Origin of the sequence: Streptomyces sp. NBC_00354 (assembly GCF_036106915.1) — a bacterium.
Classification (GTDB): domain Bacteria; phylum Actinomycetota; class Actinomycetes; order Streptomycetales; family Streptomycetaceae; genus Streptomyces.
This window is the reverse complement of sequence record NZ_CP107983.1, coordinates 163,136-186,084: the sequence shown is the minus strand read 5'-3', so window position 1 is coordinate 186,084 and position 22,949 is coordinate 163,136. Positions and strand designations below refer to the sequence as shown.

The 22,949-nt window shown below is 70.2% G+C and carries 16 protein-coding genes and 3 pseudogenes; 8 read left to right on the top strand and 11 right to left on the bottom strand.

Features of this window, described 5'->3' with window-relative positions; genetic code table 11:
• Positions 1–68: 68 nt before the first annotated feature.
• Positions 69–290 (top strand): annotated as a pseudogene (locus tag OHT74_RS00910) (hypothetical protein); the annotation flags it as partial.
• 49 nt (positions 291–339) lie between these two features.
• On the opposite strand, the gene mmsB reads toward OHT74_RS00910, so the two are convergent.
• The 3 genes from mmsB to chvE form a co-directional block, all read right to left on the bottom strand.
• A complete protein-coding gene (gene mmsB, locus OHT74_RS00905; protein ID WP_328618920.1) occupies positions 340–1,575 on the bottom strand; it encodes a multiple monosaccharide ABC transporter permease in 1,236 nt (411 codons plus the stop codon).
• A 3-nt stretch (positions 1,576–1,578) separates the two neighbouring features.
• Positions 1,579–3,144 (bottom strand): multiple monosaccharide ABC transporter ATP-binding protein, encoded by a 1,566-nt coding sequence (mmsA, locus tag OHT74_RS00900; RefSeq protein ID WP_328618919.1) that lies wholly within the window; start codon positions 3,142–3,144, stop codon positions 1,579–1,581.
• A gap of 102 nt (positions 3,145–3,246) precedes the next feature.
• On the bottom strand, positions 3,247–4,341 hold the full coding sequence (gene chvE / locus OHT74_RS00895; RefSeq protein ID WP_328618918.1) for a multiple monosaccharide ABC transporter substrate-binding protein: 1,095 nt from the start codon (positions 4,339–4,341) through the stop codon (positions 3,247–3,249).
• Between the two features lie 259 nt (positions 4,342–4,600).
• Here chvE and OHT74_RS00890 point away from each other — a divergent pair, with 259 nt between their 5' ends.
• Positions 4,601–4,837 (top strand): substrate-binding domain-containing protein, encoded by a 237-nt coding sequence (locus OHT74_RS00890; RefSeq protein ID WP_328618917.1) that lies wholly within the window; start codon positions 4,601–4,603, stop codon positions 4,835–4,837.
• 655 nt (positions 4,838–5,492) lie between these two features.
• On the opposite strand, the gene xylA is transcribed toward OHT74_RS00890, so the two are convergent.
• Complete coding sequence (xylA, locus tag OHT74_RS00885) at positions 5,493–6,665, bottom strand: xylose isomerase (protein ID WP_328618916.1); 1,173 nt, start codon at positions 6,663–6,665, stop codon at positions 5,493–5,495.
• Positions 6,666–6,757: 92 nt separating this feature from the next.
• Between xylA and xylB the strand changes: the two genes are divergently transcribed.
• Complete coding sequence (gene xylB / locus OHT74_RS00880) at positions 6,758–8,188, top strand: xylulokinase (RefSeq protein WP_328618915.1); 1,431 nt, start codon at positions 6,758–6,760, stop codon at positions 8,186–8,188.
• Between the two features lie 13 nt (positions 8,189–8,201).
• Positions 8,202–9,413, top strand: a complete 1,212-nt coding sequence (locus OHT74_RS00875) for an ROK family protein (RefSeq protein ID WP_328618914.1) — start codon at positions 8,202–8,204, stop codon at positions 9,411–9,413.
• A 39-nt stretch (positions 9,414–9,452) separates the two neighbouring features.
• Here the strand turns inward: OHT74_RS00875 and OHT74_RS00870 are convergent, their stop codons facing one another.
• Positions 9,453–9,944 carry a FadR/GntR family transcriptional regulator gene (locus OHT74_RS00870; protein ID WP_328618913.1) on the bottom strand — a complete coding sequence of 164 codons (492 nt, stop codon included), beginning with the start codon at positions 9,942–9,944 and terminating at the stop codon, positions 9,453–9,455.
• On the opposite strand from OHT74_RS00870, the pseudogene OHT74_RS00865 reads away from it, so the two are divergent.
• Together OHT74_RS00865 and OHT74_RS00860 are read left to right on the top strand one after the other, a co-directional pair.
• Positions 9,900–10,274 (top strand): annotated as a pseudogene (locus OHT74_RS00865) (GH12 family glycosyl hydrolase domain-containing protein); the annotation flags it as partial. The gene OHT74_RS00870 and the pseudogene OHT74_RS00865 overlap by 45 nt on opposite strands.
• A 68-nt stretch (positions 10,275–10,342) precedes the next feature.
• Entirely contained in the window at positions 10,343–10,609 is a 267-nt protein-coding gene (locus tag OHT74_RS00860; RefSeq protein ID WP_328618912.1) for a beta-galactosidase trimerization domain-containing protein, read from the top strand.
• Between the two features lie 31 nt (positions 10,610–10,640).
• On the opposite strand, the pseudogene OHT74_RS00855 reads toward OHT74_RS00860, so the two are convergent.
• The 5 genes and pseudogenes from OHT74_RS00855 to OHT74_RS00835 form a co-directional block, all read right to left on the bottom strand.
• Positions 10,641–10,850: pseudogene (locus OHT74_RS00855) on the bottom strand (beta-galactosidase trimerization domain-containing protein); the annotation flags it as partial.
• Positions 10,851–10,912: 62 nt separating this feature from the next.
• Positions 10,913–12,355: a GH1 family beta-glucosidase gene (locus OHT74_RS00850; protein ID WP_267002816.1), complete on the bottom strand. Its 1,443-nt coding sequence runs from the start codon at positions 12,353–12,355 to the stop codon at positions 10,913–10,915.
• Positions 12,356–12,493: 138 nt separating this feature from the next.
• Positions 12,494–13,390: a carbohydrate ABC transporter permease gene (locus OHT74_RS00845; protein WP_328618911.1), complete on the bottom strand. Its 897-nt coding sequence runs from the start codon at positions 13,388–13,390 to the stop codon at positions 12,494–12,496.
• A 4-nt stretch (positions 13,391–13,394) separates the two neighbouring features.
• On the bottom strand, positions 13,395–14,453 hold the full coding sequence (locus OHT74_RS00840; protein WP_327364237.1) for a carbohydrate ABC transporter permease: 1,059 nt from the start codon (positions 14,451–14,453) through the stop codon (positions 13,395–13,397).
• A 129-nt stretch (positions 14,454–14,582) separates the two neighbouring features.
• The gene (locus OHT74_RS00835; protein WP_328618910.1) at positions 14,583–15,944 is read right to left on the bottom strand and encodes an ABC transporter substrate-binding protein; all 1,362 of its coding nucleotides are present in this window, start codon (positions 15,942–15,944) and stop codon (positions 14,583–14,585) included.
• 402 nt (positions 15,945–16,346) lie between these two features.
• Between OHT74_RS00835 and OHT74_RS00830 the strand changes: the two genes are divergently transcribed.
• On the top strand, positions 16,347–17,444 hold the full coding sequence (locus tag OHT74_RS00830; RefSeq protein ID WP_443047239.1) for a LacI family DNA-binding transcriptional regulator: 1,098 nt from the start codon (positions 16,347–16,349) through the stop codon (positions 17,442–17,444).
• A gap of 105 nt (positions 17,445–17,549) precedes the next feature.
• On the opposite strand, the gene OHT74_RS00825 is transcribed toward OHT74_RS00830, so the two are convergent.
• Positions 17,550–19,295, bottom strand: coding sequence for a glycoside hydrolase family 6 protein (locus tag OHT74_RS00825; protein WP_328618908.1), 1,746 nt, complete (start codon positions 19,293–19,295; stop codon positions 17,550–17,552).
• A 675-nt stretch (positions 19,296–19,970) separates the two neighbouring features.
• Between OHT74_RS00825 and OHT74_RS00820 the strand changes: the two genes are divergently transcribed.
• Positions 19,971–22,895, top strand: a complete 2,925-nt coding sequence (locus OHT74_RS00820) for a glycoside hydrolase family 48 protein (RefSeq protein ID WP_328618907.1) — start codon at positions 19,971–19,973, stop codon at positions 22,893–22,895.
• Positions 22,896–22,949 lie beyond the last annotated feature (54 nt).

Here is a 22,949-nt window from a genome sequence, read left to right as displayed (position 1 = left end):
GGGCGGCTCGTCCAGGAGAAGTTCCACTGCGTCGCCTGCGGCCACACCGCGCACGCAGACATGGTGACGACGGCACGGGATGCACCTCGCCAACCACGGGCGACAGCGACGAGCCGCCGTACGGGTCGGGGGTGGCCGCGCTCCGCGCGGGCCGGCGGCTGATCCAGGCCGCTCAGCTGCTCCCTCCATACCCGGGTCACGAGTACGACGTCTCCTGCCTCAAGCACGAGTTCTTCTTCGAGCGGATGGTCGAAGCGCGGGCGGAGCCGCAGGAGCTGAAGTCACCGTAGGGGCCCCTCCCGCGGGCGGACGGTGTCACCGACCCGGAGAGGGGCGAGGTCAGGCTCCGACCTTGCGCTTGTTGTAGACGTCGAAGCCGACGGCCGCCAGCAGGACCAGGCCCTTGATCACCTGCTGGTAGTCGGTCCCCACGCCGACCAGCGACATGCCGTTGTTCAGCACGCCCAGCACCAGACCGCCGGTGAGCGCACCGAGGACGGTACCCACACCGCCGCTCGCGGAGGCGCCGCCGATGAAGGCGGCGGCGATCGCCTCCAACTCGAAGTTGATGCCGGCCTGCGGCGTACCGGCGTTGAGCCGCGCGGCGAAGACCATCCCGGCCAGGGCCGCGAGGACGCCCATGTTCACGAAGGCGAGGAAGACGACCCGCTTGCTCTTCACCCCGGACAGCCTCGCCGCGGCCTCGTTGCCGCCGATGGCGTAGGTGTGCCGGCCGAGGATCGAGTTGCGCATCACGTATCCGAAGCCGACCAGCAGGACGCCGAGGATCAGCAGGACGATCGGCACTCCGTGGTAGCTGGCCAGCAGCAGCGTGAAGGCCACCACGGCCACGGTGATCGCGCCGAGCTTCACCAGGAACAGCCCGGCCGGGAGCGGCTCCAGCCCGTACGACGCGGCCCGCCGCCGTCCGCGCACCTCCTGCAGGATCGCGACGGCCAAGACCACGAGGCCCAGCAGCAGGGTGAGGTTGTGGTAGTCGGTGTGGGGGCCGACGGCGGGGAGGAAGCCGCTGCTGATGTTCTGGAAGCCCTTGGGGAACGGCGCCACCGACTGGCCCTGCAGGAGGATCTGGGTCCCACCGCGGAACAGCAGCATGCCGGCCAGCGTGACGATGAAGGAGGGGATCCCGAGATAGGCGATCCAGAACCCCTGCCAGGCTCCGGCGAGAGCCCCGATCAGCAGCGCGGCCACCAGCGCCACGGGCCACGGCGCGTGGTGTTTGACCATCATCACCGCGGCGGCGGCCCCGACGAAGGCGGCGAGCGAACCGACCGACAGGTCGATGTGCCCGGCGATGATGACGATCATCATGCCGATGGCCAGGATGAGGATGTAGCTGTTCTGCTGGATCAGATTGGTGATGTTGAGAGGCTGGAGCAGAATGCCGTCAGTCCAGAACTGGAACAGCAGCACGATCAGCGCCAGCGCGAGCAGCATCCCGTACTGGCGCAGATTGCCGCGCAGCGCTCGGGCCAGTACGGCACCGGCCGACACACGCCGGTCGGTCTGCGGTGTGCTGGGCGTGGTCTGTGGGTTGGTCTTGGTCTGGGCCATGCCTCACACCTGCTTGTCGGGGTATGCGGGGCTCATGGTCATGAGCCGCATGAGGGATTCCTGGGTGGCGTCCGCGCGGGTCACCTCACCGGTGATCCGGCCTTCGGCCATGGTGTAGATCCGGTCGCACAGGCCCAGGAGCTCGGGGAGTTCGGAGGAGATGACGAGTACCGTCTTGCCTTGGGCGGCGAGTTCGGCGATGACGGTGTAGATCTCCGCCTTGGCGCCGATGTCGATGCCCCGGGTGGGTTCGTCGAGGATCAGCACCTCCGGCTCGGCGAAGATCCACTTGCTGAGGACGACCTTCTGCTGGTTGCCGCCGCTGAGCTTGCCGGTCTCCGCGAACACCGAGGGGGCCTTGATGTTCATGGTCCGCCGGAACGATTCGGCGATCCGCGCCTCCGTAGGCCGGTCGACCCAGCCCCGCCGGGCGACCTTGCCGAGGGCGCTCAGCGAGATGTTCCGGCTGATGTCGTCGTTGAGGTTGAGGCCGAGCTGCTTGCGGTCCTCGGTCACGTACGCGATGCCGTGCCCGATCGCCTCCGGCACCGTCCGGGTACGGACCTCCCGGCCGTGCAGCCGCACCCGGCCGCCGGTCCACCGTCCGTACGAGCGGCCGAAGACGCTCATGGCCAGTTCGGTGCGGCCGGCGCCCATGAGGCCGGCGATGCCGACGATCTCGCCTCGACGGACGTTCAGCGAGACGCCGTCGACCACCTTGCGCCGGTGGTCGATCGGGTGTTGGACGCTCCAGTCCTCGATCTCGAAGGCGACCTCGCCGATCTCCGCCCCTGGTGCCGAGTAGGGCTGCCGCTCGGGGTAACGGTGGTCCAGGTCGCGGCCGACCATGCCACGGATGATCCGCTCCTCGGAGATGCCCTCGGGACCGATCGCGATGGTCTCGATGGTCTGCCCGTCGCGCAGGATGGTGACGGCGTCGGCGACCCGGGCGATCTCGTTCAGTTTGTGCGAGATGAGGATGCAGGAGATGCCCTGGGCTTTGAGTCCGAGGATCAGGTCGAGCAGCTTGCGGCTGTCCTCGTCGTTCAGGGCGGCCGTCGGCTCGTCCAGGATGAGCAGCTTGACCCTCTTGGCGAGCGCCTTGGCGATCTCGACCAACTGCTGTTTCCCTACGCCGAGATCGGCGATCCTGGTGTGCGGGCTCTCGTCGAGCCCGACCTGCCGGATCAGTGCGGCGGCGTGGGTCAGCGTCTTGTGCCAGCTGATGACGCCCCGGGTGGCGTGCTCGTTGCCGAGGAAGATGTTCTCGGCGATGGACAGGTAGGGCACCAGCGCGAGTTCCTGGTGGATGATCACGATGCCGCGCTGCTCGCTGGCCCGGATGTCCCGGAATCGGCAGGGATCGCCCTCGAAGTAGATCTCGCCCTGATAGCTGCCGTGAGGGTGGACCCCGCTGAGTACCTTCATCAGCGTGGACTTGCCGGCGCCGTTCTCGCCGCAGACGGCGTGCACCTCACCGGCGGCGACGGTCAGGTTGACCTCGTAGAGAGCTTTGACACCGGGAAACGTCTTGCTGATCGAACGCATCTCGAGAACGGGTCGGGCCATGGTTGTGCATCCGTATCGTCGGGGCGGTGCGGTGCCGGGCGGTCTCCCGGGCGCCGCACCGCCGGTTCGGCGTCGTCGGCCCCTTCGCTCTGGCCCCGTGGGCTACTTGAGCTGGTCCGTGGTGTACTGGCCGCTGTCCACCAGGACCTTCTGGTAGTTCTCCTTGTCGACGCTGACAGGCTGGAGCAGCTGCGCCGGTACGGTCTTGACGCCGTTGTCGTACTGGCTGGTGTCATTGACCTCGGGCTTGCCGCCGGTCAGCAGGGCGTCGCCCATCTGGACTGCGACCTTGGCCAGTTGGCGGGTGTCCTTGTAGACGGTCTGGGTCTGCTCGCCGGCGATGATCGACTTCACCGAGGCCAGCTCGCCGTCCTGGCCCGTAACGACGGGCAGCGGCTGGCCGGCGCCGTAGCCGACGCCCTTGAGCGAGGAGATGATGCCGATCGAGATGCCGTCGTACGGCGAGAGCACGGCGTCGACGCGGGCGGCGGTGTACGACTTGCTCAGCAGGTTGTCCATCCGGGACTGGGCGAGACCGCCGTCCCAGCGCAGGGTGGCGACCTGGTTGAGGGAGGTCTGGCCGCTCTGCACGACCAGCTTCTTGTCGTCGATGTACGGCTTGAGGGCGCTCATTGCGCCGTTGTAGAAGAACGTCGAGTTGTTGTCGTCCGGTGAGCCGGCGAACAGCTCGATGTTGAAGGGCCCCTTTCCGTCCTTGAGGCCGAGCTTGTCGACGATGTAACTGCCCTGGAGGACACCGACCTTGTAGTTGTCGAAGGTCGCGTAGTAGTCGACGTTCCCGGTGCCGCGGATCAGCCGGTCGTAGGAGATGACGGGGATGTGGGCGTCGGCGGCCTTCTGTAGCACGTTGGTGAGCGAGGAACCGTCGATGGCGGCGATCACCAGCAGCTTGGCTCCCTTGGTGATCATGTTCTCCACCTGGGCGACCTGGTTCTCCACGACGTTGTCGCCGTACTGGAGGTCGGTCTTGTAACCCTTGGCCTGGAACTCGTGGACCATGTTGTTGCCGTCGTTGATCCAGCGTTCCGACGACTTGGTCGGCATCGCGATGCCGATGAGGCCGCCTTTGGCATCCCCGCCGCCCCCGCCCTCGCCTGCTCCGTTGGCGCTCTGACCGCAGGCTGCCAGCGACAGCGTCAGGCCGAGGGTGACAAGGCTCGCTGAGAGCTTCCGCACAGTTCCTCCAGTGATGTTCCGCGACCGGCACAGTGCGACCCGGCTGGGAGAACCGGAAGCGGTCGAGCGGGGGCCGGCCGTGAGTCGTTTCCTCGCGCTGTGCGAAGTCCGGTTTTGCAGCGGCTCCGGCCTGGCGATACCTGAGTGTTAACGCTCACAAGAGTGCCGTCAAGGGTCTGTTCGGATCACCGTTGGGCCAACAACGCCGCAGGCGTTCAGCTGCCTCGGCGGGGCACCTCTGCATCGGGTGCGTCCGGGCATGATGACCGCAAACGGCTTCTGGGGCTTCTGGGGTTTCTGCGGCTTTGTCGAGCGCGGCGACTGGAGTGCGCGGGCCGGCTACCAGTCGGGCTTCCGGACCGTCGAACTGGGCGACGTCACCGCCGTCTTCTGCGCCAACGACCGCATGGCGCTCTGCCTGCTGCGCGCCCTGCACGAGTCCGGTCGCTCGATCCGGGGCGACATCAGCGTCGTCGGGTTTCGACGACATTCCTGAGGCCGCCTACTTCGCCCCGCTCCTGGCCGCCATGCGCCAAGCTTCGGCGAGCTCGACCGCCCGGCCCCGGAACTGCTCGTCGAGGCGTTGGAGGGCGGCGCACACCCGCACCCGCGTGCTGATGCCGCCCGAGAGGGTGCTGCGTCGCAGCGCGGGCCCCGTCGGCCGTCCTGAGCCGGCACCATCGGACCCGGCGCTGACGCCGCATCGGCCCAGGCTCTCCGTCGCGCCGGTCGCACTCTGTCGATGCCTCCAGGGGTTCCTTGACAGGAAGAATGTGAGCGCTAACATTTTGCCTCATCGAGGAGGTGCCCCGTTTCAACTCGGGGGAGTTCCCGGCGAGGTACCCGCCCCGGGGCGCCCCGCACGCGGCGAGCCCTCCGCTCGCAAAGGTCATGCGGTTCCTTTCGGTTCTCAGGGTGGAGGGGCCCTTTCCCCGTCGACGTGTCGAAGAGCTTGGCGCCGCGGCGCGGCCAGCGGCGTGTTACGACGGGCCGGCCGGAGCCGTGCACGCCCAGCCCGCCGGCACCCCGGAGGCCGGCCTCGCCCACCCGGCCTGAGCCGGGCGGCCTGATCCGAACGACAGGCTCGGCGGTCACCTCGTGGCGGAGCCGGGCCGCGGAACGCCACGGCCCGGGCTCATGGGCACACCGGCTCAGCGGGCGCCGAGGAGGTGTTCGAGGGCGAGCTGGTCCAGTTGCTCGAAGGCCATGCCGCGGCGGGCGGCGGCGTCGACGTCGAACTCGTCGAAGGCGGACCGGTCGGCCAGCAGCCCGGCCAGGCCGTCCTCGGCGGTGGGCAGGGCGAGCTCGGGCAGTCGGGAGGCGGCGAGCGCGGCCAGGACCTCCGGATCGGACCGGAAGGCGCGGGAACGCTCCGCCAGGAGCAGGTAGTTGCGCATGCAGGAGGCCGCCGAGGCCCAGACGCCGGCGGAGTCCTCGGTGCGCGGCGGTTTGAAGTCGAAGTGACGGGGGCCGTCGTAGCCGGCCGACTCCAGCAGGTCGACCAGCCAGAAGGCCTGGCGCAGGTCGCCCGCACCGAAGCGCAGGTCCTGGTCGTACTTGATGCCGGTCTGGCCGTTGAGGTCGATGTGGAACAGCTTGCCGTGCCATAGGGCCTGGGCGATGCCGTGCGGGAAGTTCAGTCCCGCCATCTGCTCGTGGCCGACCTCCGGGTTGAGGCCGACCCGCTCGGGCCGGTCCAACTCGTTGATGAACGCCAGGGCGTGGCCGATGGTGGGCAGCAGGATGTCGCCGCGCGGCTCGTTGGGCTTGGGTTCGATCGCGAAGCGCAGGTCATAACCCTGGTTCTCGACGTACTGCCCCAGCAGGTCGAAGGCCTCCTTCAGCCGGTCGAGGGCCGTGCGCACGTCCTTGGCCGCGCCAGACTCCGCGCCCTCGCGGCCGCCCCAGGCGACGTAGACCGAGGCGCCGAGCTCGACGGCCAGGTCGATGTTGCGGATCGTTTTGCGCAGCGCGTACCGGCGCACGTCCCGGTCGTTGGCGGTGAAGGCGCCGTCCTTGAAGACCGGGTGGGTGAAGAGGTTGGTGGTGGCCATCGGCACCTTCAGCCCGGCCGTGTCGAGTGCGGTGCGGAAGCGCTTGACCGCCTGCTCGCGGGCGGCCTCGCCGGCGGCGAAGGGGATCAGGTCGTCGTCGTGGAACGTGACGCCGTAGGCGCCGAGTTCGGCCAGCCGCTGCACTGTCTCGACGGGGTCGAGGACGGGCCGGGTGGCGTCACCGAAGGGGTCCCGGCCCTGCCAGCCGACGGTCCACAGGCCGAAGGTGAACCTGTGCGCGGGGGTGGGGGCGAGCGGGTCGCTGGTCATGAGGCGCTCCGGATCAGGCCGAGGTCTATTTGTAATGACGAAAAACAAATTAGTATGCCGAGACGCCAGAAGGAACCCCACCGGAGGAACGCATGGCTGCTCAGCGTGTCGTGATCGGTGTCGACAGCTCGACCCAGTCCACCAAGGCCCTCGCCGTCGATCTGGAAACCGGCGCCGTCCTGGGCGAGGGCCGCGCCTCGCACGCCGTCAGCGCGGGCGCCGGACGCGAGAGTGACCCCGAGCAGTGGTGGCGGGCGCTCGGCGAGGCCATGGCGCGCACCGGCTGGGCGGATCGCGCCGCCGCATGCTCGATCGCCGGCCAGCAGCACGGCCTGGTCACCCTCGACCCGGCCGGCCGGCCGGTGCGCCCGGCGCTGCTGTGGAACGACGTCCGCTCCGCTCCACAGGCCGCCGAACTCGGAGCCGCGTTCGGCCCGGCAGAGCTCGCCCGTCGCACCGGCAGCGTCCCGACGGCCGCCTTCACGTCCGCCAAGTGGGCCTGGCTGCACGCGAACGAGCGCGCCGCCGCCGACCGCGTCGCGGCTGTCCGCCTTCCCCACGACTTTCTGACGGAGCGGCTGACCGGCGAGGCGGTGACGGACCGCGGTGACGCGTCGGGAACCGGTTGGTGGGGCCCGGACGGCTACGACCAGGACGTCCTCGGCCGGATCCGCCTCGACCCCGGGCTGCTGCCACAGGTCCTCCCGCCGGGCGCCCTGGCGGGCGCCGTCCGGGCCGGGATGCCACTGCGCGAGGGCGCGCTGGTGGCCACCGGGACCGGTGACAACATGGCCGCCGCCCTCGGGCTGGGCCTGACCCCCGGACGCCCGGTGCTGAGCCTCGGTACCTCCGGCACCGTCTACGCCGTCGGCCGGACCCGGCCCGCCGACCCGAGCGGAACCGTCGCCGGCTTCGCCGATGCCCTCGGCGCCTGGCTGCCGCTGGCCTGCACGCTCAACTGCACCCTCGCCGTCGACCGCTTCGCCGCCCTCGTCGGACGCGACCGCGAGGACGTCGAGGCAGGCGGCACGGCGGTGGTCCTTCCCTATCTGGACGGCGAGCGCACTCCGGACCTCCCGGGCGCTTCCGGCCTGATCCACGGCCTGCGCCACGACACCACGCCGGGCCAGCTGCTCCAGGCCGCCTACGACGGCGCCACCCACGCCCTGCTTGCGGCCCTGGACGACGTGCTGCGCGCCGGAGGCGAGAACCCCGCCCCCGACGAACCACTGCTGCTGATCGGTGGCGGAGCCCGCGGGAGGGCCTGGCAGCGGACTGTCCTGCGGCTGTCCGGCCGAGCGGTCCGGGTGCCCGAGGTCCGGGAACCGGTCGCGCTAGGGGCCGCGGCCCAGGCCGCTGCACTGCTCACGGGTGAGCCCGCCGACGCCGTCGCCCGGCGTTGGGGGACCGCCGCGGGCCGGGTGCTGGAACCCGTGACCCGTGACGACGACACGCTCGAACGGATCACCAGTACGCTGCGGCGGGCGCGGGCCTTGCAGGAGGTCGCGCCGGTAGAACGATAGGAGGGTCGGCTCAATGGCGGGGATAGGCAGGGCGAGCGGGGGCGCGGAGGCCGCGCCCGCCTCGCAGCAGGGGATGCGCCGGCGGAATCTCGCGGTGGTGATCGGCGCGGTCGCCGCACACGGCCCGCTCTCCCGCGCGGACGTCGCCGGCCACACGGGCCTGACCAGGCCGGCCGTCTCCTCCCTGGTCGACGAGCTCATCGGTCGCGGAGCGCTGACCGAGACGGAGACCGCGCCCAGCGGACGGGTCGGCCGCCCCGGACGGGCACTGCAGCTGAGCGATCGGGGTCCCGCGGGCCTCGGCCTGGAGATCGGCGTCACCCATCTCGCCGCGTGCGTCGTGGACCTGCGCGGTGAACCCCGGGTGTGGCGCCGGGTGGAACGGGCGAACGCCGGCCGGCCGGCCGGGCAGGTGCTGGCGGAGGCCGCCGCGCTGGGCGCCGAGGCGGAGTCCGAGGCCGCCGCCCTCGGCCTGCGCGTCGCGGGCCGGGTCCTGGCCGTGCCGGGGGTGGTGCCGAACGAGCCGAGCGGGCTGGTCGGACACGCCCCCAACCTCGGCTGGCGAGCCGTCCGCCCCGCCGACCACTGGCCCGACCCCGACACCGTGCCCGAGCCGGAGAACGAGGCAAACCTCGGGGCGCTGGCCGAGCAGTGGCACCAGGGACACCCCGCCGAGACCTTCGTACACGTCTCCGCCGAGGCCGGAATCGGTGCCGCACTGGTCGTCGGCGGGCAGCTGTTCCGCGGCGCCCGCGGCTTCGCCGGCGAACTCGGCCACTTGCCGGTCCACCCAGAGGGCGCCCGCTGCGCCTGCGGGGCACGCGGCTGCCTGGAGCAGTACGCGGGCGAAGCGGCCGTGCTGCGCGAGGCCGGGCTCGCGCACGTCGGCGACCCGGTGGCCCTGCTGGCCGAGCGGGCAGGCGCCGGGGACGCGGCGACCCTGCGCGCCCTGGACCGAGCAGGACGGGCCCTGGGCCTCGCCCTCACCTCGGCGGTGAACCTGATCGACCCGGACGCCCTCGTGCTGGGCGGCGCCTACGCCGAACTCGCCGACTGGCTCCTCCCGTCCATCCGCGCCGAACTCGCCGCCCGGATCACCGTCCGGCCCTGGACCCCGGAGGCGGTACGCCCCTCCGCCCTGGGCCGGCGCGGACCGGTGCTGGGCGCGGCATGGTCGACCGTCCGACAGATCATCGCCGACCCGGGCCGCCTGCCGGCCCGATAGGGGGCGTCTGGTGGAGCAGGGTCGGATGGGCCGGCGCGGTCAGCCGTCGATCGCCCGCAGTGCGTCGTCGCTCAGACTGGCGGCCAGCCACTGCTCCATGGCCGTGATGTGGACCGTCGCCGCGGCGGCGGTCGGCAGGGCGTCGCGGGACTGCAGCGCGCCGAGGATCTGCTCGTGGTCCCGGTGGGCGCTGTCCAAGGCGTCACGGGTCCGGCTGCCGCGGACGATGCGGACGCGCGGGGTACGTGTGGAGAGGACCCGCAGGAGCATCGAGAGCACCGGGTTGTCGACGGCTTCGACGATCCTGAGGTGGAAGGCGATGTCGTGGGCGACGAACTCCTCCACGGTGGTGGCGGCCTGGGACCTGTCGAGGATGTCGCGCAGTTCCTGGAGGTCCTGCGGCGTCAGCAGGGCAGCGGCAAGCCCCGGTCGCCCGCGGTTCCAGCAGCCGGCGCACCTGGAACAGTTGCAGCGCGCAACCCGCGTATCTGGGCCAATTCCGGCATCAGCTGGGGTGTTTGGGCGAACCACCCAACATCGGCGGCATCAAGTCCTACCCCCAACTCGACGAAGACGATCAACAAGACGATCGACTCCCTCGGCTGGCGCGCCAGCAGCTGCAACGTCATCGTCCCGTCGTCCGGTGCGTACAACACCTCGTACGACATCTGGGACACCGACCACCCGTACGAGATCATGCTCTGGGTCAACTGCAACGGTGCCGTCGGCCCGATCGGCACCTGGCAGGCCACCGTCTCGCTCGGCGGCCACAACTGGAACGTCTACAAGGGCACCAACGGGTCGAACCAGGTGTTCTCGTTCCTTCGGACGTCCGACTCCCACTCCGGAACCGCGGACGTCAAGGGGCGATGAGGACGACTTCATCGGTTCCGCGGCCGTCGCGCTTGGCGGTCAGACGGGTCGACCGCGTGCCGGCCCATCTGGACGAACGCATCACCCTGTCGGACGGGTCGCACGGCTCGGTCTGGAGCGAGTCCCTGCGCACGGAGGGCGCACAGACGCTCGCCACCTGCACCCACAGCATGCTGGCGGGCAGCCCGGTCCTGACTCGGCACCGCTCCGGCGCTGGCCAGGGCTGGTACCTCTCCACCCGCTTGGACGACGCCGACTACGCCGCCCTGGTCGGCCGACTGCTGAAGGAGGCGTCCGCAGCGGCCGGTGCTCCTCGACGCTGATGCCCAGCGCCTCGCGCAGCGGGGCCGCGGGATAGCCGCCCAGCCTGGCGTGCTTGCGTTCATCGACGAATCCGCTCGGGTGCTGGACGAGGAGCGTGCCGCCGCCCTCGACGTAACGGCGCAGGGTATCGGCTCCCTTGTCGGACAGCAGGAACAAGGACGGGGCGATGATCAGCCGGTAGCCGTTCAACTCGTGCTCTGGATGGGCGAAGTCGGCCGTGACGCCCGCGTCCCACAGCACTAGGGCCTGCCGTCAAAGTCGCGTCGTCGCCCGCGGGGCAGACGGGACTTTGACGACAGGCCCTACGCCTCGCCGGGAGCGCGCAGCTCTCCCGTCCGGGCCACGCGGGAGTACCAGTGCGCGCTCGACTTGGGTGTGCGCTCCAGGGTGTCGTAGTCGACGTGGATGGCGCCGAACCGCTTGGCGTACCCGTAGGCCCACTCGAAGTTGTCCAGCAGCGACCAGAGGAAGTAGCCGCGCACGTCCGCCCCGTCCGTGATCGCCCGGTGCACCGCGTCGAGGTGGGCGTGGACGTAGGCGGCGCGCTCCGGGTCGTGGACCGTGCCGTCGGGGCCGACCTCGTCCTCGTACGCCGCGCCGTTCTCGCTGACCGCGAGCGGAAGCCCGGGGTACCGGGCGGCGGTCCGGGTCAGCAGGTCGTACAGGGCGCCCGCGTCGATCGGCCAGTCCATCGCTGTACGCTCACCCGGCGCCCGGTGGAAGGCCACGCCCTCCGCTCCGGGCCACGGCGAGTGCTCGCTGTTGCCGTGCCCGTCGTCCTGCGGCACCGCCGTGCCCTGCGCCGCGTGCGAGACGACCGTCGGGGTGTAGTAGTTCACGGCGAGCAGGTCCAGGGGCTGGTGCACGGTGGCGGTGTCGCCGTCCCGGACGAAGGACCAGTCGGTCAGGTGCGCGGTGTCCGCGAGGAGGTCCTCGGGGTAGGCGCCCTCCAGCATCGGTCCGAGCCAGATCCGGTTGCCGACGGCGTCGATGCGCCGGGCCGCCTCCCGGTCGTCGGCCGAGGAGGTCAGCGGGCGAACCTCGTGGAGGTTGAGGGAGACCGCGACCTGGCCGTCCCCGGGCAGCGCCGCCCGCAGGGCCTGGACGGCGAGGCCGTGACCGAGGTTGAGGTGATGGGCGGCGCGCAGGGCGGCGACCGGGTCCGTACGGCCGGGGGCGTGGACGCCGGAGCCGTAGCCGAGGAACGCGCTGCACCAGGGCTCGTTGAGGGTGATCCAGTGCTTCACCCGGTCTCCGAGGGCGTCGGCCACCAGGCCGGTGTACTCGGCGAACCGCTCCGCGGTCGAGCGCTCGGGCCAGCCGCCCGCGTCCTCCAGGTACTGGGGGAGGTCCCAGTGGTAGAGGGTGAGGGCGGGTGTGACGCCGGCGGCGAGCAGTTCGTCGACGAGCCGGCGGTAGAAGTCCAGCCCCTTCTGGACGGCGGGGCCCCGGCCGGTCGGCTGAACGCGTGACCAGGAGACGGAGAACCGGTAGGCGCCCAGGCCGAGTTCCGACATGAGACGGACGTCCTCGGGGTACCGGTGGTAGTGGTCCACGGCCACGTCACCGGTGTGGCCTTCGAAGACCTTGCCGGGGGTGTGGGAGAAGGTGTCCCAGATGGACGGGGTCCGGCCGTCCTCTCGGGCGGCGCCCTCGATCTGGTACGCGGCGGTGGCCGTGCCCCACAGGAAGTCGGGCGGGAAGGTGCGGGTGGCCGTGAGTGGCCGGGTCTCGGACGCGGTCATAGGAGAGCGCTCCCAACGCGGGTTTGGATGAAGCGGTGCCGGGTGAAGTGGTGCCGGATGAAGCCATGCCGGATGAAGCGGTGGCGGAAGGCAGGGTGTGCGAACGGACCGACGGGTCGGCCGTCTCGACGGACGCCTTCAGTTCTTGACGGCGCCTGCGGTGATGCCGCCCACGATGTGCTTGCCGAGGACCGCGAAGACCAGCAGCAGCGGCAGGGTGGATATGAGCGCCCCCGTCAGGACGACGGCCTGGTCGACGGTGTGGTTCCCCGCGCCGAGGCCGGCGAGGGCCACCTGCAGGGTGGGGTTCCCGTCGGGGGTCAGTGCGATGAACGGCCAGAAGAAGTCGTTCCATGCCTGCACGAAGACGAGCATTCCAAGGACTGCCATCGCTGGCCGGGCGACCGGGAACACCACGTGCCAGATGATGCGCAGGCTGTGCGCACCGTCCATCCGCGCCGCCTCCACCAGCTCCACGGGCAGGGCCTCGATGAGGTACTGGCGCATGAAGAACACGCCGAAGGCGGCGACCAGCGAGGGCAGGACGACCGACTGGAGCTGGTCGACCCAGCCGAGGTCGGTGATGATCTGGTAGAGCGGGATCACGCTGAGCTGCGGCGGGATCGTCATAGTGGCCACGACGAGCGCCAGCAGCGCCCCCTTGCCCCTGAAGGCCAGTTTGGCGAAGGCGAAGCCGGCAAGGGTGGAGAACAGGACGGTGGACAGGGCCACGAGCCCGGCCACGATCGTCGTGTTGACCAGTGCCTCGCCCATGTCGACCTGGTTCCAGGCGAAGGAGAGGTTGTCGAACAGCCGGGGGCCGGGCAGGAGCGGGGCCGGAGCCTTGACCACGCGCTCGCCCGTGTGGGAGGCGGCGACCAGGTTCCAGTACAGGGGGAAGAGGGAGACCAGGGCGGCGAGGCCGAGCAGGACGTAGGTCAGCGGTCCGGCGTGGTGCTGGCGGCCGGCCGACGGGCGAAGGCGCCTGGCGCGCGGCGCCCGGGCGGCTGCGGTCGTGTCGAGTGTGCGGCCCATGGGTTCAGCTCCCCGCCTTCGTGCTGATGCGGCCGGCGCGGTTGCGGTCGCGGCTGCGGCTGCGGCTGCGGTTCGAGCGGGAGACCAGCGCCTCGAGGCCGCCGATGAGCAGCAGGAGCAGGAGCATGACCCAGGCGATGGCGGAGGCCTGGCCCAGCGCGCCGGTCACCCAGCCCTTCTCGTACATGAGCAGGCTCAGCGTCTGGAACTGGTTGCCGCTGCCGCCGCTGATGCCGACGCTGCCGCCGTAGAGCATCGGCTCGCCGAAGAGCTGGGTGGCCCCGATGGTCGAGACGATGACGGTGAACAGGATCGTCGGCCGGATCGAGGGGATGGTCACGCTGAGGAACTGGCGCCAGCGCGAAGCCCCGTCCAACGCGGCCGCCTCGTAGAGGTCCTGGGGTACGGCCTGCATCGCGGCCAGGTAGATGAGGGCGTTGTAGCCGGTCCAGCGCCACGTCACGATCACCGAAATTGCGATCTGAGCAGGCCACTTGGAGGATTCCCAGGCGACCGGCTCGAAGCCGGCCCAGCCCAGCGCCGTGTTGATCAGCCCGTAGTCGGTGTTGAACAGCTGCGCGAAGACGAGGGTGGCCGCCGCGATCGAGGTGGCGTACGGGGCGAGCACCGCCACGCGGAAGAAACCGCGGCCACGGAGTTTGTAGTTGAGCAGGTGGGCCAAGCCGAGGGCCATCAGCAGCTGGGGAACGGTGGAGATCACACCGATGGTGAAGGTGTTGGCGAGGGCGTTCCAGAAGAACTCGCTGCCCGCCAGGGAGGTGTAGTTCTCCAGCCCCTTCCACTGCGCGCTGCCGCCGAGTTCCACCCGGTGGAGCGAGAGCCAGCCCGTGTAGATCAGGGGGAAGAGTCCGAAGGCCGCGAAGGTGAGGAAGAAGGGGGCGAGGAAGACGTAGGGGACCGCCTTCAGGTCCAGGCGGTAGAGCGTGCTGCGCAGTCCGCCCCGGCCGGAGGGCCACTGCTTGCGGGAGCCGGTGCTGGGGGCCGGGGGATGTGCGGCGGGCGGCGGGGAGCCGCCGCTGGTCGCCCGTACGGAGGTGGCCACGGGGGCGTCCTTCCAGGTCGATGCGTGCGGTGCTGCTGTGCTGCTGTGCTGCGGTTCTGCGGACGGCGGCGGCCCGCCGCCACCCGTCACCCGCGGGGAGGCGGTGGGGGCGGGCCGCCGCGTGCCCCGCTACTTGTCGATCTTGTCAGCGACCAGCTTCTTGACGTTCTCCCACGCCTTCGCCGGATCGGTGCCGCGCTGCTCGATGTCGAGGATGCCGTTGTCGGTGAGGAAGGTCTTCACCTGTCCGTCCCAGCGGCTGATCGGGGCGGGCGTGATGCCGGCCGCGGCTTCCGAGTAGATCTTGCCGACCGGAGTGTCACCGAAGTACGGCAGCTTCGCGCCCTGCACCGCCGGAGAGCTGAGGGTGTCCTTGGAGGAGGGGATGTTGCCGTTCACGCCGAAGACCTTGGCGTGCTGGGCCGGAGCGGTGAGCCAGGCGGCGAGTTCGGCCGCCTCCTTGGTGTGCTTGCCCGACTTCGGGACGGCGAGGAAGGAGCCGCCCCAGTTCCCGGCCACGGGAGGTGCGGCGATGTCCCACTTGCCCTGGTTCTCCGGGCCCGCCTGGTCCTTGATGATGCCCGTCATCCAGCTTGGGCAGGCCACGGTGGCGAACTTCGAGTTCTTGATGGCCGCGTTCCACGTGCCCTTCTCGTCGAACTGGCGCAGCTTCGCGGTCATTTCGCCCTTGGCCGCCGCCACGGCGGTGTCCCAGGCCTTCTTCACGCCCGGACTGTTCTCGTAGTCCAGCTCGCCCTTGGCGTTGGCGTACTGCACGGGCTCGCTGGAGATCACGGCGTTGAACAGGCCGCTCGCGGAGTCGTGGAAGGAGGTCCCCTCGGGGGCGCTCTTCTTGTACGCCTCGCCGGTCTGGATGAACTTCGCCCAGTCGCCCGCCCAGAGCCCCGCGACTTCGGCGCGATCGGTCGGCAGGCCGGCCTTGGCGAAGAGGTCCTTGTTGTAGCAGATGGCCATCGGGCCGATGTCCGTGCCGAGGCCGATCACCTTGCCGTCGCCCGTCGTGGCCTGCTTGACCTTCCAGTCGAGGAAGGCGCCGACGTCCGCGCCGCCCGTCTTGCCGAGGTCGGTCCACTTGTCGGCCATGGCGGGTCCGGTCGCCTCCGCGATGTAGCCGACCTCCAGGGCCTGGATGTCCGCGAGGCCGCTGTCGCGGGAGAGGCGCAGCTTGAGGGTGTCCCAGTACTTCTGGCCGTCCGCGACGTTCGACTCTTCTATCTTGATGTTCGGGTGCGCCTTCGTGTACTCGGAGTAGAGCTTGGCCCCGGTCGCGTCGTCGTAGCCGAAGGAACCGAAGGTACCGATCCGCAGCGTGATCTGCTCGCCGCCGGCCGCGCCGTCGCTCTTGCCCTTGTCGCTGTCACCGCCGCAGCCGGTGAGCAGGGCCGTACCGGTCGCTACGACGGCGACCGCGGCGACCGCGTTGATCACGGTGCGGCGTCCGCGTCCGTGTCTGCTGCTGGAAGTACGCATTCCACTCTCCTCGTCCAAGGTGCTGCCCGTTGTGCGCCATGGGGTCCGGCGGGTTGTTCGCGGCTCGGCCAGGGGCCCGCCCGGACCTGATGTGAAAGCCGCTGTCGCACCCCTGGATGGGAGCGCTCCCACATCGTTGCCGGAAGGTTGCTGCCTGGCGGGTGCGGGTGTCAAGAGATGAACGCGAATTCATTACAGAGGAGCCTCAGGCGCGGGCTCTTGCTTCTCCGGCGGGCTGCCCCGTGTCAGGTTGTGAACGCGACCGTGGTGGCAGGAGGGGATCGAGAGTATTGTGGGAGCGCTCCCACTCCGAGTCGGCGTAACGTGTCCACGGCTGCGGGGCGGTTGCACCGGCCTGCTTACCTGATCAGCAGGCCGGGCCCGCGCCCGGTGCGGAGTGCGATGGCACGCGAGTTCGGTGGCATACGAGGGGAGTTCAAGAGCGTGAGCGGACGGCAAAGCGGCGGCAGGCCCACTCTGGAAGAGGTCGCGGCCCTGGCCGGTGTCGGCCGGGGCACGGTCTCCCGGGTCATCAACGGTTCGCCGCGGGTGAGCGAGCGGGCCAAGGACGCCGTGGCCCGGGCTGTCGCAGAGCTGGGGTACGTACCCAATCAGGCGGCCAGGGCGCTGGCCGGCAGTCGGACCGACGCGGTGGCCCTGGTCATTCCGGAGACCGAGGCCCGGCTGTTCTCGGAGCCGTACTTCCTCGACCTGATCCGCGGGGTCAGCGCCGAGCTGGCCGAGGCGGACAAGCAGCTGCTGCTCACCCTCGTCCGGACCGAAGCCGAGCGGCAGCGGTTCGAGCACTACCTGGCGGCCCAGCGGGTCGACGGCGTGCTGCTGGCATCGGTCCACGGGAACGACCCGCTGCCCGACCGGATCACGCGGCTGGGCCTGCCGGTCGTCATGAACGGGCGGCGTTCGGAGGCCGAGCCGGTGGCCTATGTGGACTCCGACAACATCGGTGCGGGACGGGCGGCCGTCGCCCACCTCGCGGGGCGCGGCCGGTCCAGGATCGCGACCATCAGCGGGCCGCTGGACATGTACGTGGCCCGCGCCCGCCTGGGCGGCTACCGCGCGGGCCTGGCCGAGGCCGGAATCCAGCCCGACGAGTCGCTCGTGGCGCCCGCGGACTTCACCGAGGAGGGCGGCCGGCTGGCGATGCGCGAGCTCCTGGAACGCGCACCCGGCCTGGACGCCGTCTTCGCCGCCTCCGACGTGATGGCGGCCGGGGCGCGCGGCGTGCTGCGCGAGGCCGGCCGACGGGTCCCCGAGGACGTCGCCCTCGTAGGGGTCGACGACTCCACAGTGGCCCGCCTGATGGACCCGCCCCTGACCAGCGTGCGCCAGCCCATCGAGGAGATGGGCCGCACGATGACCCGGCTCCTGCTCCAGAAGATCGCCCAGGAGCCCGGAGTCGGCGCCGCCCCGAGGCAGGGCATGGGCGAGGAGCCGCGCCGGGTGCTCCCGACTGAACTGGTCGTGCGGGACTCCTCCTGAGCCGCCCCGGAAGCCTGTCGGCCGCCAGCCCCGAGCGTGCCGAGGCCCGGAGCCCCGCGGAAGGGAATGCTTCCGTAAGGCTCCGGGCTCGTCACCTGCCCTGCGTCACAGCGCCGGGTAGGCGTTCTTCATGAGCTCCTGGAACTGGGCGGAGAACCACTGGCCGGCGAGCGGTGCGTCCGGGAGGGCCCCCGACATGCTGTTGCCGTTGCGTACGTTGCCTGTGTAGGTGGGGTCGCACATTCGGTCGAATCCCTTGCCCTCGTTGTTCGGGATCTCCTTGCTGGCCCCGTCGGACTCGCCCGGGGGCTTGATCCACACGTAGGCGTCGATGCCGGCGGCCGGGGCTGCTTTCGGTCGTTCGCCGAGTCCGGCGCCGGACTGGTTGCACCAGTTGCCGAGGTGGATGCGCCGGTCGTAGCGGCCGCCGTTGACGTAGGTGTCCACGCTCGTCAGCGCGCCGGGTCCGGTCGGGCGGGCGGTGCCGCCCCAGCCGTTGCGGGAGGTGTCGATGAGCATGCCGATGTTGGTGTCGAAGCCCAGGGAGACCAGCTTGGCCCGCATGGCTTGGGCGTAGGACAGTTCGTCGGTGTAGCGGTTCCAGTCGACCCACTTCGACTGGCGCACGGAGGTGCCGTTGACGGAGTCGTCGATCTTGAAGTTGTCCTCCTTCAGCGCGCTGTAGTTGGCGGTGTTGACGATGAAGCCGTGCACGTTGGAGAGCGTGGAGCCCTCGGCGGTCGCGGCCTGCTTGAACATGTCGGCGGAGGCACCGAAGTTGTCGTCCCAGCCGAGCCAGCCGTGGTGGCCGGCGTCGACGTAGTTGTAGAGGTTGGCGATCGAGCCGAGCTTGTTCAGGGCGTAGCCGACGCCCTTGACGTAGTTGCCGTTGGTCTTCATCACGTCGCAGTTGGCGGTTGCGGTGGGGCGGCCCGAGACGTTGGTGACCAGGTTCGGCAGTGAGTCGATCTCGACGGTGGTGACGATCCGCAGCCCCGCGTACTTGGGGTCGGCGAGGATCGCGGCGATCGGGTCGATGTACTGCGTCTTGTACTTGTCGATCTCGGTGGGGCCCAGTTCGCCGTTGGAGGCGAGCGCGGAGCAGTCCCGTCCGGGCAGGTTGTAGATCACCAGCTGGACGACGAGTTCGCCGCTGCCCTTCTGTGTCAGAGCCGCGTTCAGGTGGTCGCGCAGGCCCATCGTGCCGCTGGTGCCCGTGACGAGGGCGATGCGGTCCAGCCATACGGCGGTGGGCTGGTTGGCCACCCTGCTGCCGCCCGGTTCGGCGGCGGCATGGGCGGACCACTCGGGGTTCACGTACATCTTGGCGCCGGCGTAGGGGTTGTCGACCTTGCCGCCGGTGGGCGGAGGCGTGGTCGGCGGCGTAGTGGGCGGGGTAGTCGGGGGTGTGGTGGGGGGCTGGGTTGGGGTGGCGCCGTTGCAGGTGACGCCGTTGAGCTTGAAGGTCGCGGGGACGGCATTGGTACCGCTGTACGAACCGTTGAACCCGAAGGAGGTCGAACCGCCCGTGGCCAGCGACCCGTTGTAGGACATGCTCTTCGCGGTCACCGCCGCCCCGGACTGGGTGATGGTGGCGTTCCAGCCCTGGGTGACCTGCTCGCCGTTGGCGTAGGACCACTCCACGGTCCAGGAGGCCACCGGGTCACCGGTGTTGGTGACGATCACGTTGGCACCGAAGCCGGTGTTCCACTGGTTCGAGATCTGGTACTCGACCTTGCAGCCGGCGGTGGCGGCGCCGGCGCTGGTACCGAACGCCGTGGCGGTGGCGCCGGCGGCGGTGACGAGACTGAGGGCCGCCAGTAGGGCGGTGCGGGGGATGGTGCGGCTCATTTCGCGGGGTGCCTTTCAGTTCAAGGTGCGCAGGCGGTCGCGCACCCGGTGCCGAATGGGGGGAGTGCCGTGGTGCGAGGAGTGCCGTTGAGCGAAGGGGTGCCGTGGTGCGAAGGGGTGCCGTCGTACGGAGCGGACGCGGTCCTTGGAACCGGGCCGTGGCGCGGTCGGTGAACGCGTGTCCGCGGATGTGCCCGCCGCTCTCGCCCGAGACCGAGGCCGGTCAGCGACCGAGGCGAGGGTGGGGAAGGGGTGAGCCACTGGCTCGGGTCGTTGTATGCGATCCCGGGGACCGGCAGGAAACTGCGGGCCCCGGTCGCAAGCACGGCCTGCACCAGGTCCTGTGTACCGCCGTCGCACGAGGTCAACGCTGCTCCGCCGAGCAGTGCCGACAGGCGCGGGGGTGTCGATGAGCGGGTCCTTGCAGCAAGTCGCGCCCTGACGGCGCGCCGACCGATGGAACCGCTCCCACTGGTTGGGGCCAGACCGTAGCGCCAAGTATCACCAAGCAAAAGAGGAGTTGAGTAAATTCGTCGCAGATTGCTTTCGACTCTTCACACGTCTTGACGCCGTCCCGACACGTCTGCACAGTGGGAGCGCTCCCACTAGTTCAGAGCTTGTGCGCTGCCGCTCCTCCCATCCCGTCTCCCCCGAGCCGCGAGGAGAACCGTCCGCATGTCGTCACACCCCCCACCCAGATTCCACGGACGACGCAAACTGCTCACCGCGTCCGCCACGGCCGTGGCCCTCTCCCTCCCCCTGGGCCTCACGGCCGTCGGCGCCACCACCGCCGCGGCCGCAGCGGTGCAGTGCAGCGTCGACTACAAGACCAACGACTGGGGTTCGGGCTTCACCGCCGAACTGACCCTCACCAACCGGTCCGCGACCGCTCTCGACGGTTGGAACCTCACCTACGACTACTCCGGCAACCAGCAGCTGACCAACGGCTGGAACGGCGTTTGGACCCAGTCCGGCAAGAGCGTCCGCGTCTCGGCCCCGGACTGGAACAAGACCGTCGCCGCGGGCGCGGCCGTCACCACCGGCGCCCAGTTCAGCTACAGCGGGACCAACGCCGCCCCCACTTCCTTCGCCGTCAACGGCACCCCGTGCACCGGAGCCCACCAGCCCCCGGTCGCCGTCCTGACCAGCCCCACCGCGGGCGCCGTCTACACGGCGGGCACCCCCGTCCCGCTAGCCGCCACCGCCGCCGCGGCCGACGGCGCCACCGTGGGCAAGGTCGAGTTCTACAGCGACACCACGCTCCTGGGCACGGACACCACGGCGCCCTTCACCCTGGATGCCACCGGCCTCGCAGCCGGTTCCCACTCCCTCTACGCCAAGGCCTACGACAGCCTCGGGGCCTCCGCCGAGTCGGCCCCCGTCGGCATCACCGTCGCTGCGGGCCCCGCGCTCGTCGCCACCCCCGCGCAGCTCTCCGTGCGCCGCGGGGAGACGGGCACCTTCGACCTGAAGCTCTCCAAGCAGCCGGCCGCGAACGTCACGGTGGGCGTGGCCCGTACCTCGGGCAACACCGACCTCACCGCGGCACCCGCCGCGCTCACCTTCACCCCGGCGAACTGGAACACCGCCCAGAAGGTGACGGTCACCGCCGGTACCACCGGCAGCGGCTCCGCCGTCTTCACCGTGACCGCCCCCGGTCACGCCAAGGCCGAGGTGACGGTCGCCGAGCTGGCCGCCGACTCCACGTACGACGCCCACTTCCTCGACCTCTACGGGAAGATCACCAACCCGGCCAACGGCTACTTCTCGCCCGAGGGCATCCCGTACCACTCCGTCGAGACGCTGATCGTCGAGGCCCCGGACCAGGGCCACGAGACGACCTCCGAGGCCTACAGCTACCTGATCTGGCTGCAGGCGATGTACGGGAAGATCACCGGGGACTGGACCAAGTTCAACGGTGCGTGGGAGACCATGGAGAAGTTCATGATCCCCACCCATGCCGATCAGCCGACGACGGGCACCTACAACGCCTCCAAGCCCGCCACCTACGCGCCCGAGCAGGACCTCCCCTCGCAGTACCCGGCCAAGCTCGACGGAGGAGTCTCCGCCGGTGCGGACCCGATCGCCGGTGAGCTGAAGAGCGCGTACGGCACGGACGACATCTACGGCATGCACTGGCTCCAGGACGTCGACAACGTCTACGGCTACGGCAACGAGCCCGGAAAGTGCTCCGCCGGACCCACCGCGACTGGACCCTCGTACATCAACACCTTCCAGCGCGGCCCCGAGGAATCGGTCTGGGAGACCGTGCCGCACCCCACCTGCGACAACTTCACCTACGGCGGCAAGAACGGCTACCTCGACCTCTTCACCGGGGACGCCTCCTACGCCAAGCAGTGGAAGTTCACCGATGCCCCGGACGCCGACGCGCGTGCCATCCAGGCCGCCTACTGGGCGGATGTCTGGGCCAAGGAGCAGGGCAACGGGACCCAGGTCACCGCGACCGTCTCCAAGGCGGCGAAGATGGGCGACTACCTGCGGTACTCCATGTTCGACAAGTACTTCAAGAAGGCCGGCAACTGCGTGGGCCCGACCGTCTGCCCCGCGGGCACCGGCAAAAACAGCGCGCACTACCTGATGTCCTGGTACTACGCCTGGGGCGGCGCCACCGACACCGCGGCCGGCTGGTCCTGGCGGATCGGCTCCAGCCACGCGCACAGCGGATACCAGAACCCCCTCGCCGCTTACGCGCTCAGCGAGTACGCCCCGCTGAAGCCCAAGTCGCCGACCGGGGCCACGGACTGGGCGACCAGCCTCGACCGGCAGCTGGAGTTCTACCGCTGGCTCCAGTCCGACGAGGGCGCCATCGCGGGCGGCGCCACCAACAGCTGGCAGGGGCGCTACGCACAGCCCCCGGCCGGGACCGCCACCTTTCACGGCCTCTTCTACGACGAGAAGCCGGTCTACCAGGACCCGCCGTCCAACCAGTGGTTCGGCTTCCAGGCCTGGTCCATGGAGCGGGTCGCCGAGCTCTACGAGCAGACGGGCGACGCGGGCGCCAAGGCCCTGCTCGACAAGTGGGTCGGCTGGGCCCTGTCGAAGACCACGATCAACCCCGACGGCACCTACCGGATCCCCTCCACCCTCAAGTGGTCCGGCGCCCCGGACACCTGGAACGCGTCGGCTCCCGGCGCCAACGCGGGCCTGCACGTCACCGTCGCCGACTACACCGATGACGTGGGCGTGGCCGCTGCATACGCCAAGACCCTGACCTACTACGCCGCGAAGTCCGGGAACGCCGAGGCCAAGAGGGTCGCCAAGGCCCTGCTCGACGGCATGTGGGCCCACCACCAGGACCCGCTGGGCCTCTCCGTCCAGGAGACCCGGACCGACTACAAGCGCTTCAACGACCCGGTGTACGTGCCCAGCACCTGGACCGGAAAGATGCCGAACGGCGACGCGGTGAACTCCTCGTCCACCTTCGCCTCGATCCGTGGCTTCTACAAGAACGACCCGGCCTGGCCGAAGGTCGAGGCCTACCTCGCGGGCGGCGCCGCGCCCGTCTTCACCTACCACCGGTTCTGGGCCCAGGCGGACATCGCCCTGGCCATGGGCTCGTACGCGGAGCTGCTCGAATAACAGAGCGCCCCGCCCGGAGACGGCTCCGCGTACGACGAGGCCGGGCAGGCCCTC

Coding starts and splice junctions, on each gene's coding strand:
- OHT74_RS00820 (WP_328618907.1), top strand. CDS start 19,971: ATGTCGTCACACCCCCCACCCAGATTCCACGGACGACGCAAACTGCTC.
- OHT74_RS00830 (WP_443047239.1), top strand. CDS start 16,347: ATGGCACGCGAGTTCGGTGGCATACGAGGGGAGTTCAAGAGCGTGAGC.
- OHT74_RS00825 (WP_328618908.1), bottom strand. CDS start 19,295: ATGAGCCGCACCATCCCCCGCACCGCCCTACTGGCGGCCCTCAGTCTC.
- OHT74_RS00850 (WP_267002816.1), bottom strand. CDS start 12,355: ATGACCGCGTCCGAGACCCGGCCACTCACGGCCACCCGCACCTTCCCG.
- xylA (WP_328618916.1), bottom strand. CDS start 6,665: ATGACCAGCGACCCGCTCGCCCCCACCCCCGCGCACAGGTTCACCTTC.
- mmsB (WP_328618920.1), bottom strand. CDS start 1,575: ATGGCCCAGACCAAGACCAACCCACAGACCACGCCCAGCACACCGCAG.
- OHT74_RS00875 (WP_328618914.1), top strand. CDS start 8,202: ATGGCGGGGATAGGCAGGGCGAGCGGGGGCGCGGAGGCCGCGCCCGCC.
- mmsA (WP_328618919.1), bottom strand. CDS start 3,144: ATGGCCCGACCCGTTCTCGAGATGCGTTCGATCAGCAAGACGTTTCCC.
- xylB (WP_328618915.1), top strand. CDS start 6,758: ATGGCTGCTCAGCGTGTCGTGATCGGTGTCGACAGCTCGACCCAGTCC.
- OHT74_RS00835 (WP_328618910.1), bottom strand. CDS start 15,944: ATGCGTACTTCCAGCAGCAGACACGGACGCGGACGCCGCACCGTGATC.
- OHT74_RS00845 (WP_328618911.1), bottom strand. CDS start 13,390: ATGGGCCGCACACTCGACACGACCGCAGCCGCCCGGGCGCCGCGCGCC.
- OHT74_RS00890 (WP_328618917.1), top strand. CDS start 4,601: ATGATGACCGCAAACGGCTTCTGGGGCTTCTGGGGTTTCTGCGGCTTT.